This is a genomic window from Lysinibacillus sp. TE18511, from assembly GCF_054062295.1.
The window spans coordinates 195,339-207,203 of the sequence record NZ_JBSSFD010000004.1 but is presented as its reverse complement, the minus strand read 5'-3'; the positions used below and the strand labels follow the sequence as shown (position 1 = coordinate 207,203).

At 35.9% G+C, this 11,865-nt stretch carries 12 protein-coding genes and 1 riboswitch; of the genes, 8 read left to right on the top strand and 4 right to left on the bottom strand.

Translation table 11 applies throughout. The features are described from left to right. Window positions 1–106: 106 nt before the first annotated feature. A complete protein-coding gene (locus ACVWXS_RS05000; RefSeq protein ID WP_374966372.1) occupies window positions 107–475 on the bottom strand; it encodes a hypothetical protein in 369 nt (122 codons plus the stop codon). Between the two features lie 173 nt (window positions 476–648). Between ACVWXS_RS05000 and dacB the strand changes: the two genes are divergently transcribed. The 5 genes from dacB to lepB all read left to right on the top strand — a co-directional run bounded on the left by dacB (window position 649) and on the right by lepB (window position 5,271). After that, window positions 649–2,082, top strand: coding sequence for a D-alanyl-D-alanine carboxypeptidase/D-alanyl-D-alanine endopeptidase (gene dacB, locus ACVWXS_RS04995; protein WP_456956564.1), 1,434 nt, complete (start codon window positions 649–651; stop codon window positions 2,080–2,082). A gap of 284 nt (window positions 2,083–2,366) precedes the next feature. Next, window positions 2,367–2,801, top strand: a complete 435-nt coding sequence (locus ACVWXS_RS04990; protein ID WP_456956562.1) for a MarR family winged helix-turn-helix transcriptional regulator — start codon at window positions 2,367–2,369, stop codon at window positions 2,799–2,801. Window positions 2,802–3,064: 263 nt separating this feature from the next. Beyond that, window positions 3,065–3,997: an LCP family glycopolymer transferase gene (locus ACVWXS_RS04985; protein WP_368635088.1), complete on the top strand. Its 933-nt coding sequence runs from the start codon at window positions 3,065–3,067 to the stop codon at window positions 3,995–3,997. Window positions 3,998–4,325: 328 nt separating this feature from the next. After that, window positions 4,326–4,436: a transcriptional regulator gene (locus tag ACVWXS_RS04980; RefSeq protein ID WP_423471825.1), complete on the top strand. Its 111-nt coding sequence runs from the start codon at window positions 4,326–4,328 to the stop codon at window positions 4,434–4,436. A 277-nt stretch (window positions 4,437–4,713) separates the two neighbouring features. Further along, on the top strand, window positions 4,714–5,271 hold the full coding sequence (gene lepB / locus ACVWXS_RS04975) for a signal peptidase I (protein WP_068984571.1): 558 nt from the start codon (window positions 4,714–4,716) through the stop codon (window positions 5,269–5,271). A gap of 55 nt (window positions 5,272–5,326) precedes the next feature. On the opposite strand, the gene ACVWXS_RS04970 is transcribed toward lepB, so the two are convergent. Continuing rightward, on the bottom strand, window positions 5,327–5,533 hold the full coding sequence (locus ACVWXS_RS04970; protein ID WP_368635087.1) for a hypothetical protein: 207 nt from the start codon (window positions 5,531–5,533) through the stop codon (window positions 5,327–5,329). Between the two features lie 220 nt (window positions 5,534–5,753). Then, window positions 5,754–5,853: riboswitch (purine riboswitch) on the top strand. Window positions 5,854–5,944: 91 nt separating this feature from the next. Between ACVWXS_RS04970 and ACVWXS_RS04965 the strand changes: the two genes are divergently transcribed. The 3 genes from ACVWXS_RS04965 to ACVWXS_RS04955 all read left to right on the top strand — a co-directional run bounded on the left by ACVWXS_RS04965 (window position 5,945) and on the right by ACVWXS_RS04955 (window position 10,647). Continuing rightward, window positions 5,945–7,135, top strand: coding sequence for an MFS transporter (locus tag ACVWXS_RS04965; protein WP_374966376.1), 1,191 nt, complete (start codon window positions 5,945–5,947; stop codon window positions 7,133–7,135). A 273-nt stretch (window positions 7,136–7,408) separates the two neighbouring features. After that, on the top strand, window positions 7,409–7,663 hold the full coding sequence (locus ACVWXS_RS04960; RefSeq protein ID WP_456956559.1) for a hypothetical protein: 255 nt from the start codon (window positions 7,409–7,411) through the stop codon (window positions 7,661–7,663). Window positions 7,664–8,040: 377 nt separating this feature from the next. Next, on the top strand, window positions 8,041–10,647 hold the full coding sequence (locus ACVWXS_RS04955; RefSeq protein ID WP_456956557.1) for a cation-translocating P-type ATPase: 2,607 nt from the start codon (window positions 8,041–8,043) through the stop codon (window positions 10,645–10,647). A 43-nt stretch (window positions 10,648–10,690) separates the two neighbouring features. Here the strand turns inward: ACVWXS_RS04955 and ACVWXS_RS04950 are convergent, their stop codons facing one another. After that, on the bottom strand, window positions 10,691–11,176 hold the full coding sequence (locus ACVWXS_RS04950) for a DUF3231 family protein (RefSeq protein WP_456956555.1): 486 nt from the start codon (window positions 11,174–11,176) through the stop codon (window positions 10,691–10,693). Window positions 11,177–11,507: 331 nt separating this feature from the next. Further along, the gene (locus ACVWXS_RS04945; RefSeq protein WP_456956553.1) at window positions 11,508–11,795 is read right to left on the bottom strand and encodes a hypothetical protein; all 288 of its coding nucleotides are present in this window, start codon (window positions 11,793–11,795) and stop codon (window positions 11,508–11,510) included. Window positions 11,796–11,865: the final 70 nt, after the last annotated feature.

Sequence of the window (11,865 nt, the reverse complement as noted above, 5' to 3'; positions counted from 1 at the left end):
CTTTGCGTTATTCATCTTAATTGAACCGCCGTATACGGATCCGTACATACGGTGGTGTGAGAGGTCGGGAGCTAATCACTCCCTCCTACTCGATTTGAGATGTACATTATTTTACATGTTTAAAGACATTGACAACAAAGAATAGCACTGAAATTGCTACAGCGATACCGCCACCAGATACGAACAGCTCAAATAACCAGTGTGGCACATCCATATGAACCATCATCATACCGATTAAGAGGAACGGCAAACCGAGATTGTAAAACCAAAATTGTGCTTTGGCCAGCCCCGTTTCCGCTGCATCTTTATAAATTGAATAAATTAAACCGATAAATCCAGTTGTCAGCCAACCTACTACACCAATGTGGGCATGTGTAGCCGTCCATTGAAGTTGAATTGTATAATGCATAAATAGTCCAAAAGCGAAAACAAGCATCAAATACATGACTGAAATTTTTATCCATTTAGCACCCATCGTAACCAACTCCTTTCTCGAAAGTGATTTAGCTAGCTACTACAGTTTATTCTGTCGAAAAAAAAAGATGACATATTATACTCTGAAAAATTAAAAAGTGTTTCATTGTAAAATACTAAATTTTTCCGTAGAATAGAAGCGTGAAAAGGAGAAATTTGTTATTAGGAGGTACTATGAAAAAGAAAATAATTTTATTAACGATGATTTTGACGGTTTGCTGCTTACCAATAACCTTTCTCGAAAAGGCTGAAGCAAGCGAGCAAACCATGACAACAAAGGTGGATAGTGTCCTTGCGAAAAATTGGAAGAATAATGAGTACAGCATTACCGTACGAGATATGGAAACCGGGGATGTACTTTACAATAAAAACGGTGAAAAAATGATACGTCCTGCTTCTACTCATAAGCTTTTGGTTAGTGCTGCTGCATTAGATTTACTTGGACCTGATTATCGCTTTGAAACGAAGGTCTATGTCGATGGTCCAATTGAAAACGGTGTACTTCAAGGTAATATTTATTTACAGGGTGGGGGAGATCCAACGCTGTTGCCTTCTCATCTAGATTCTTTTGCCAGTGGATTGAAAAAAATGGGCATATCGAAAATTACAGGTTCCTTAATTGCGGATGATACGTGGTTTGATACAGATCGCTTACCGAAGGGAATTGTACCGCAAGAAGAAGCATTACCTTATGCCTCACGTATTTCTGCATTAACGATTTCGCCAAATGAGCAATACGATATTGCGACTGTCCAAGTTAAAGTGACTGGTTCAAAGGTCGGCACTACAGCGAATGTTCAGCTTGTACCGTTTGCTAGTACAATTCCCATTGTTAACAAAACAAAAGTTGTTAAAAAGGGCGAGAAAAGTACGGTAAAGATTACACGAGAGTATGGTAAAGATCGAATTGTTGTGACAGGGAATTTACCCGCAGGTTCAGAGAAAAGTACATATGTCACTGTCTATGACCCAACCTTGTATACACTCGATGTATTTCGGGAAAAATTAGTGGCAAAAGGTATTCAAACAATGCCTCTTAAGATGGGACAAGTACCTGAAAATGCTCAGCAAGTAGGTATTTCTTATTCAAAGCCATTAAAAGATATTAACTTTAAATTTTTGAAGTTAAGCAATAATGGTATGGGTGATATGTTTACAAAACAACTTGGACGAGAACTACTTGGAGAAGGAAGCTGGTCTGCTGGCATTCAAGCAATTCGTACATACGGTAATGATATTGGGCTAAATATGGATCAATGGGTTTTTGAAGATGGTTCAGGTTTAAGTCATCAAAATCGAGCAAGTAGTATGCAAGAAAGTTTATTATTATATAAAGTTCGAAGTAAATCCTGGTATTACTCATATTTAGATGCATTACCGCATGCAGGGAGAAAGGGTAAGCTTGTTGGTGCAACTTTAGAAAATCGTATGAAGGGCTATAGTGTATCTGCAAAAACAGGCTATATTTCTGGTACACATTCTTTAAGTGGCTATGTAAAAGGAAAAAGTGGCAAATGGTATATTTTTAGTATTTTAACACAGGGCAATAAAACTTCAGCAATCCCAACTATTGATGAGATTGTCAAGCAGATTGCAAATGAAATGTAAGGATGTTGAACAACGTAGTTTCATTACATTTAGTTTAATGTTAAACTAAATGATGAAATTAGTTACTTGCTAATTGATCAGGTGTACAAGGGTTGAAAAAACAGACATTGAGTATTACGAAGTGGCTAAAAATAAGATCCCTTTAGTTGCTTTGGTGATATTCAATAAAATTAGATGTGCAGCTGTTTTCTTAGCTCCAGATAATTCTCAATATATCACTCAATTATTGTGGACAGGGAGTCAGTAAGCTTCATTAATTTCTCAGGTGTTTGAGGAGGATTTTTTTGAAAGAAACAAATATTTTTAAGCTTATCCATATGGTTGAACAGATGAATAATGCCAATATTATACGTTTTACAAAAGCGTTTCCGTATCCGTTAGGGATCTCACCAATTTTAGTATTAAATGAGTTACACGCGAAAGGTCCGCAAAAGCAGGCTGAGTTAGCAGGAACGCTCGGCTATACAAAAGGGGCAATGACGAGTATTGCTGAAAAATTAGTAAAGCTCGGTTTAGCGGAAAGACTGTATGACTCATCTGACCGTCGTATTATTCGATTACAAATAACGGATGAAGGTGAAAAAGCCTTAGCGAAAGCCCAATCAATTGGCCAAGAGGTTTTTATGCAGCTTTTTGATGTATTGACTGATGAAGAAATTGCGCAATATTTGCTGATTCAAGAAAAATTAGTGCAAGGAATACAAGACAAAAGCTTATAGAAAAAGAAGTTTTACTCAGTAACATTAAAGACAAGTAATGGATTATGATGGTTTATTTCCTCATTACTTGTTTATCGGATTATGATCAATGTTAGTTGAATGAGGAATAATTTGCAAATAGAGGAAGCCTGTCGTACATTTAGTAAATACTAGTGTACGTCTTTTTTTCGTCTAGTATGCATATAAATAGACCATATAAACTTTTTTTCAACTTAAAACGTCAAAAAGAGGGGTAAATTTGGTCAGTAAGAAAGGACTTATGTATGGAAAAAAACATGAAGCGCTCTAAGGAAAAAAAGAGCAAGAAAAAAATCTGGCTTTGGATAGTAGGTAGCTTAATAGCAATTTTTTTAATTTTTATAGGTACTGCTTATTATTCGATCCATAAAACGATGAATAAAATAAATACACCATTAGAAACGACAGATAGTGGAGAAAAAGAACAAAAAACAGTGACAAAAAAAGAGCCGTTTTCTGTGTTAATGCTTGGAGTGGACGAACGCAAAGATGATAGTGGACGTTCAGACACGATGATTGTCGTTACTGTAAACCCTGAGAAACAAACGATGAAGATGCTTAGTATACCTCGAGATACTCGTACAGAAATTATCGGCCATGATTCCGTCGATAAAATTAATCATGCTTATGCATTTGGTGGTGTCCCAATGGCGGTGGATACGGTGGAGCATTTTTTAGATATTCCTATTGATTATTATGTGTATATCAATATGGATGGCTTCCTGCAAATTATCGACACGATTGGTGGGATAACAATCGAAAATGACATGGATTTAACCTATGATTCGTATCATTATCCAAAGGGAGAGATTACTTTAAACGGTGAGGAGGCATTAATTTTTTCACGTATTCGTTATGAAGATCCTCGCGGTGATTTTGGTCGTCAAATTCGCCAACGACAAATTATTGAGGCGGTCCTGAAAAAAGCTTCAACGACACCATCTATCTTATTAAAGGCTACAGATATGCTTGATGTAGTAGGCGATAATGTCCGTATGAATTTTACGATGAAGGATTTAATCCAGCTACAAAGTATTTATAAAAAAATGGATCGCAATATTGATCAGCTGTCATTTGAAGCGGAGGGTGGCGAAAGAATTAATCACATATGGTATTACATCCCTGATGAGACTGAGCTAGGCAAAATCCAATCGGAATTAAAAGCCCATTTGCAATAAATTATAAGAATGAATTAATTCGGTATGATAGCTGTAAATCTTTTGGCAAAGAAGGGAGGGAGATGAATGAATGCGAGGACCCAGGTGCTTAGGTATACAGCTCTCAATAATTGCATGCAAAGCTATGTACCTAAACGAAAAGTTCAAAAAAATCCAGTCAGTTCAGCTATACGACATTTACAACTATTGTGCTTAAAAATTTTCATGTGAAACATAAAAAATCATTCAGGTAGTGTGCATGCCTAGTTGAATGATTTTTTTATTTTGTTTGAAATATCAGAAAATTGGGTGTATAATAATATTAGAAATGGTTGAGGGAGTGATTGTGATGATTATAGGCACAATTTTATTAGCAGTTGCATTACACGCAGGGATTGTTTTAGCAGTAGATTTATTGAATGAGCAGCATCACTCTACTACGCAAAGTAACCATTCATAATCGTGAAAACAAAAAATAGAAGACATCTAGACAAAGTGATCATGTAGCTTTGTCTATTTTTTGTGGCTCATCAGCAAAAATTGACGACGACATTTGATAAGAAGTATGCCTTATATCAGGCATGTTGATTAGGGAAAAAATAGGTTTATTATTGAGCGACTCCTTGGGGATCAAGGTGATGAACCTTTTCTGTGAACTCGAAACTATTTATGTGATTCATTCGTCAATATACTGTATAAAATGTTATACTATAAAAAAACAGTATCGGGGAATGAACATGCAAGAAGAGAAAACAAGTTTTAAAAAAGAGTTACTATCCTATCTTAAAATTATTGTCATTACAGCTATAGTTGTTTTAGGATGTAAGCAATTTTTATTTGCACCGATTAAAGTGCAAGGGGCTTCTATGTACCCTACTTATCATGATAAGGATATTATTATTGTAAGTAAAATGAGTAAAATTGATCGCTTTGATCAAATTGTTTTTCAATCACCAACAGAAGATGAACTATATATTAAACGAGTAATTGGCCTACCAGGTGATACAGTTGAAATGAAGGACGATGTTTTGTATGTAAATGGTAAAGCCTATAAAGAAGATTATGTGAATCGTCAAACAGATGATCCTAATCAATTACGTATTACAGAAAATTTCACGTTAGAGCAATTATTAAAAGAGAAAAAAGTGCCTGAAGGTATGTATTTTGTACTTGGGGACAATCGACTAAAAAGTTACGATAGCCGCCACTATGGTTTAATTTCTGAGGATGCCATTTACGGTGAAGCGAAAGTAACACTTTATCCGTTTAGTAACTTCCATCTTGGCTCAAAATAATAAAGACTTTCAGTAAGAAAGAGGCTACGCATGAGTGGCCTCTTTTTTTGATTTTTTAGTTAGCGGATAATGCCGTACAAACTTTATAGTCGGGATAATGGACACAAACTGTTGAATTTTCAACAGTTTCTTTTATGGGGATTTGCTGTTTGCTCAGACTAGGGGAAATGATTGTTGGCTCATCGATTGTGAGCTCTTCTACTACTAGTTCTACGCCATAAAACAACATCAGAAAATAGCATACTAAACCTAATATACGCAAACAATCACCTCGCAATTTTCCGTTCTATTATTATGTATGGTCAAACTTTAAAAAATATAAGTAAAATCTAAAATTTCTCTCTTTTGCATGGACTTTTTTTACGGAATGATTGGCGTTTAATGAGGGAAAGTGCTATAGTGAAACGATTTTATGGATGATAAAGAAGAGAGAAGAATGACAATAAAAAATTGTTGTCATGTAAAATTCAATATGCTACTATAGCTAAAGTAAATATTTGAACTGTATAACCTCAATGATATGGATTGAGGGTCTCTACCAGGAACCATAAAATCCTGACTACAAAAATTTTGCTTCATTTTTGTAGTCAGGATTTTTTTGTCTTTATTCGGTAGGTGTTTAGACATATTGAAAACCCTCTCTACAAAAATGAAGGTTAGAAGGGTGATTTTTATGAATTGGAGAGTTTATATTCTTGCCGTTACTACCTTTACAGTAGGACTGGTGGAATTGATTGTTGGAGGTATATTACCAAAAATTGCAGAGGATTTAAATGTGTCCTTAGCAACAGCAGGACAATTAATTACTATTTTTGCTCTCGTCTATGCAATATCTGCGCCTGTCCTTTTATCATTAACGGCAAAAGTGGAAAGGAAGCGCCTTTATCTTATTTCTTTGTTTATTTTTACTTTAGGAAATGTGATGACTTTTTTTAGTACGACATTCTTGACAGTTATGATTGCTAGAATTTTTACCGCGATGAGTACAGCGTTGGTCATTGTGTTATCCTTAACGATTACAACAAAAATTGTTGAGCCAAGACATCGTGCAAAAGCTCTAGGTCTTGTTTTCGTAGGTGTAAGTTCGGCACTTGTCATCGGTGTCCCAGTGGGGATATTTGTGACAGAGGCATTTGGTTGGCGAGCTGTGTTCTTAGGGATCGCTCTTCTTTCAGCTATCTCCATGATTCTTAATGCGTTACTACTTGAAAAAATGCCAGTTGTAGAAGTTGTTCCATTAAAGGCACAAATTAAATCATTAGCAAATTTAAAAATCCTTAGTGCGCAATTAACAACAATGTTTATGCTAGCTGGTCATTATATGCTATATGCTTATTTAACACCATTTTTAGTAGAAGCATTTGATATGAACGCCTCTTGGATTAGTATTTGCTATTTGATCTTCGGGATCTCTTCTGTCAGTGGGAATGCTCTCGGTGGTTGGTTAAGTGATACAATTGGTACTGGAAAAGCAATTTTAATTGTTGTTTCAACATTTGTGCTTGTATTATTTAGTATCCCTTATACGATTGTCGCTTTACCACTCTTTTTAATCGTGACGGTTTTATGGGGTGCACTTAGCTGGGCACTTACACCTCCATTACAAAATTATTTAATACAAATTGATCCAAAAACATCGGATATTCAGCAAAGCTTAAATACAGCTGCGTTACAAATCGGTATATCCATAGGGTCAGCTGTTGGTGGAGCTATGTTTACTGTTACTGGTTCTGTTATGCACTTAGCTAGCTTCGGTGCCATTTTAGCTTTATGTGCTTTAGGCTGTGCTATTTTCTCTCTAAAAAGAGCACCAGTTTCACATGACACTGAGCTAGGGTTGAACTCCGCTCACAATAACTCATAGTTTAAAGTAGAAAATTTTTGGCTGAAATATCCAAAAATACTACTGGAAAAGAAGGACAATCTTATAGAGAGGTAGAATGTAAGTTTAGGAGGAGGTTGGTAAATACATGCAGATAGATTTAACTTCTTTCAGCGGTTCCAAACATCCGCTGAAAGAAGTTAAAGCCTCCGGCGGATGTCAAGGAATCGGAAAGGAGTTCTTTGTGCAAGCACAAAGCCGATTCCGGACGCAATTATGCCGAGGCATAATTGATTAGAGTTTAAAAGTTCAAATGTGAAAGTTGTCGCAACAATTGACCAGACGCTTTATCGCAATGTGGGTGCTATTATTTTATATGAAGAAGATTCCCACACTTTATCTGTACGAAAACTAAAACGAAAAATCGCTGATGAATATATACCAACAGACGAACTCGAAAACTTCATGTTTGACTCTCAAGCGGATGCTATAAAGTTCACGCATAAACTTACTAGAATGAGTGCACTTGATTATTTATTAGTAGCGAATAAAGAGAAACAAGTAAAATAATAAAGTAATTGCAAGACTGGCCTAATAGGGAGTCCATGCATGTGACAAAGGCATTTGGAATAGCCATATTCCAAATGTCTTTTTTTAGTGTTATAGCTAGCAAGAGTAGATTGAATTTACGTCATATTTTCACCTATCTGACAAATAATTAATTTCCCTATCGATTATTATCATACTGGAATAGGACAAGGAATAGATTGTTGTAGTTACAGTATTTTAGAGGCCAAGTAGATAGAGATTCTGATGATTGATGACTATTTTTAGGATGTATATTCAAGCGAATTTATACTCTCCCTAAGAGTTCAGAATAGGGTGGATACTGAGAGTTTCTTTAATTGGCAGGATCATCTAATCATTTCAAATGGAGGGGGAATCGAATGTCAGAATATCATCAACAATCGTCAGCTGAAGTTATGAAAACTTTGAACGTGACAGATCAAGGATTGAGTGATTATGACGTTCAAAAGAGACAAGAAGTATACGGCTATAATGTATTAGAGGAAGGCAAAAAAACAAGTACATTTGCCGTTTTCTTTGGACAGTTTAAAGATTTATTAGTCATAATTTTAATTATTGCTGCTTTGGTTTCATTTCTATTAGGGGAAGTAGAAAGCACGATTGTGATTATGATTGTCGTTATTTTAAATGCTATTCTAGGCACTGTACAACATGTCAAGGCAGAACAGTCTTTGGATAATTTAAAAGCCTTAACTTCTCCAATTGCAAAAGTCATGCGAAATAATCAGCTAATAGAGGTTTCTTCGGAAGATATAGTCGTAGGAGATCTTCTTTATTTGGAGGCTGGCGATTATATAAATGCGGATGGGAGATTATTAGAAAGTTATAATTTGCATATTAATGAAAGCTCACTAACAGGTGAATCAATTGCTGTCGCGAAAATGATAGACCCCATCAAAGAAAACAATATAACTGTTGCTGATAAAAAGAATATGGTATACTCTGGAAGTTTTGTGACGAATGGTCGCGGTATCGTCATGGTTACAGCAATCGGTATGCAAACTGAAATCGGTAAAATTGCCAATTTACTAGATACGGCGAAAGAGAAGAAAACGCCTTTACAAATAAATTTGGATCAATTTGGCGAAAAATTAGCTTTAGGTATTACGCTAATCTGTTTAGCTATTTTCACAATTGACCTTATTCGAGGACGTGCATTAGTAGAATCATTTATGTTCGCCGTTTCACTTGCTGTTGCAGCTATTCCAGAAGCATTAAGCTCGATTGTTACGATCGTACTAGCTTTTGGGACACAAAAAATGGCCAAGGAAAGTGCCATTATACGAAAGCTCTATGCCGTTGAAAGTCTTGGAAGTGTATCTGTCATTTGTTCAGATAAAACAGGAACATTAACTGAAAATAAAATGGTTGTGCAAGAAGTATATGTGGACGAAAAAATTATTCCATATGATCGTTTAAACACTAGAAATGCAGTTGAGAAAAACCTTATGGTAAAGGCAATATTATGTAATGATGCTGTAGAAAGGGACCGTAAAGAAATCGGTGACCCTACTGAAATTGCTCTTGTTAAATTAGGGAAGCAATATGACTTGGACGAATTACTGGTAAGAGATCATTATCCAAGAATGGCCGAAATCCCTTTTGATTCAGATAGAAAGCTTATGAGTACGGTAAATACTTTCAATCAGCAAACCATCATGATTACAAAAGGAGCATTAGATGTCCTTTTACCTAAAATTGTAAAAATTGAAACTTCAAATGGTATTTTTAATATTACAAAACAACAGCGTCAAAAAATCGAAGCAGTGAATCGCGATTTCTCGATGAATGGGTTAAGGGTGCTAGCTATTGCCTACAAAGAGGTAAAGGGAAATCAAGCAATTGATGTAAGAGCGGAAAAAGATTTAATCTTTGTTGGCTTAGTGGCCATGATGGATCCTCCAAGAAAAGAATCCAAAGATGCGGTTGAAAATTGTATAAAAGCGGGTATCAAACCGGTGATGATTACTGGTGACCATAAAATTACAGCAATGGCCATTGCTAATCAAGTCGGTATTTTAAATGATCCCTCAGAAGCGATTGAAGGTCATGAAATTGCAGGATTAACGGATCAACAACTACAAGAAAAGGTGAAAGATTTCTCTGTTTATGCCCGAGTCACACCGGAACAAAAAATTCGTATCGTTAAAGCATGGCAGGAAACCGGCAAGGTCGTTGCCATGACAGGAGATGGTGTGAATGATGGCCCTGCCTTAAAACAAGCCGATATTGGTGTGGCGATGGGCATCACCGGCACAGAGGTGGCAAAAGATGCCTCTTCTATGATCTTAACGGATGATAATTTTTCAACGATCGTCAAAGCTATTGCAAACGGCAGAAGCATCTATACGAACATTAAAAATGCTATTTTGTTCTTATTATCGGGGAATGCTGGTGCCATTTTTGTTGTTTTATATGCAACAATATTAGGCTTGCCAGTTCCTTTCGCACCTGTACATCTTTTGTTTATTAACTTACTAACCGATAGTCTGCCAGCGATTGCAATCGGTCTAGAGCCGAATAATAAAAAAACAATGAAGGACAAGCCTCGAAATATTCATACACCATTATTAAATAAAGCATTTACTACTCAAGTGGTGCTCGAAGGATTACTAATTGCTATCTCTACAATTATTGCTTTTCAGATCGGATTGTCAACGGGAGATACGTTAACGGCGAGTACTATGGCATTTACAACATTATGCTTGTCACGATTAGTGCATGGCTTCAACTCCAGAGCTAAAGAATCGATCTTCGCCATTGGAATATTTTCGAATAAATATACTTGGCTTGCATTTTTAATCGGTTTATTAAGTTTACACGCAGTATTGTTTATTCCAATGCTGACAGGTGTGTTTGAAGTTGCTATCTTAAGCCCTGCGCAATTAGGTTTTATTTATAGTTTGTCTGTGTTGCCATTCCTAGTGAATCAGTGGTATAAGCTGTTGTTTGTGAGAAAAAGATAATATGTAAAAGAGCTCTCGTTGTGGAAACGAGAGCTCTTTTACATTAAGTTATAGCAGGGGCCATTAACCACCCTTTATCTTTACTTAGCTGTATCAGTTTAGCACCGAGTATGGCATACCTCATATGAAGCTCTCCATATTTTGTAGTATGTTTCTTCTTAACAGATATTTCTAAAGTTTGGCTGACTGTAATAACAGAAGAAGCAATATTCATCGATAAGATGGCGCTAATTTCGGTATCATTAATAGCCGTTTTTCCTCGAATATCTCTCATTTTCAACTTTTCGTATTCGATTGCTGTAGGTGGGGCCAGCACGCCATTGTCCTTTAATAACGCTGTTAGCTGTTTATTTTCCTCTTTTAAACATTGAATAAATTCTACGATGATAGCCTTCAAATTTTTATCAACAGCGTGTTTGAAAAATGCATGATTTGAAGCTATGTAACCATTATTAACGCCGAGCTGTGTCCAAATCTTAAAAATCTCTTTAAAACGTAATGATTCTAAAGTTCCGTTTGCCAATTCCATAGTGACACTTCCTAACACATGTTATCGTTCATTTATTTGAGATTAGGATGTGCTGATAAATGGAATTCTAATCATATTTTACAATAAAAGGTTCTGGTAGGGGCGTCCGATGAGCTGCGTAAAAACTGAAATTGTTCCGATGAAACAAGAAAATATACCGATAAAAGCTAAAATTGTTCCGATAAAATGAGATTTTGTTCCGACAAATCTTAAAAGTATTCATATAAAAATGAATTCACCACAATAACGTGGAGTTGATTTCCGTTCCGACTGAGTCTCTTCACTGCAGGGTCCATCTGTGACGCTAATCCTCAAACACTCCAATCAACAATTATTCCTTTAATTTCTTGCTTTTAAAGCTATTAATGGTTGTTTTTAATGCAGCAAAGTTTCCGATAGCTGCGTACCCATAAAAAAAGCCCATAAATATTCCTGCAATAAGATTGTGTCTATGGCTAATGAAGATAGAAATAATCAAGCCAATAGCCAGAGCGATTGCTGGAACATATTTAGGCTGAACATGCATTAATACCTTAATGAGCTGTGTAATAATCAACACAGCTGGAACGGCTATTACGGCATCCCAAAAATTTGTATGGATCACTGGAAATAATTCCATTTTCTACACCTCTTTTAAGTAGTCACAAAGCTATAACTTTAAGTTATGGTTTTTCCTGTTTACTTATTTT

Bases quoted from the DNA above. Each gene is read 5' to 3' on its own strand.
- ACVWXS_RS05000 (WP_374966372.1), bottom strand. From the start codon at position 475: ATGGGTGCTAAATGGATAAAAATTTCAGTCATGTATTTGATGCTTGTT.
- dacB (WP_456956564.1), top strand. From the start codon at position 649: ATGAAAAAGAAAATAATTTTATTAACGATGATTTTGACGGTTTGCTGC.
- ACVWXS_RS04985 (WP_368635088.1), top strand. From the start codon at position 3,065: ATGGAAAAAAACATGAAGCGCTCTAAGGAAAAAAAGAGCAAGAAAAAA.
- ACVWXS_RS04980 (WP_423471825.1), top strand. From the start codon at position 4,326: ATGATTATAGGCACAATTTTATTAGCAGTTGCATTACACGCAGGGATT.
- lepB (WP_068984571.1), top strand. From the start codon at position 4,714: ATGCAAGAAGAGAAAACAAGTTTTAAAAAAGAGTTACTATCCTATCTT.
- ACVWXS_RS04965 (WP_374966376.1), top strand. From the start codon at position 5,945: ATGAATTGGAGAGTTTATATTCTTGCCGTTACTACCTTTACAGTAGGA.
- ACVWXS_RS04955 (WP_456956557.1), top strand. From the start codon at position 8,041: ATGTCAGAATATCATCAACAATCGTCAGCTGAAGTTATGAAAACTTTG.
- ACVWXS_RS04950 (WP_456956555.1), bottom strand. From the start codon at position 11,176: ATGGAATTGGCAAACGGAACTTTAGAATCATTACGTTTTAAAGAGATT.
- ACVWXS_RS04945 (WP_456956553.1), bottom strand. From the start codon at position 11,795: ATGGAATTATTTCCAGTGATCCATACAAATTTTTGGGATGCCGTAATA.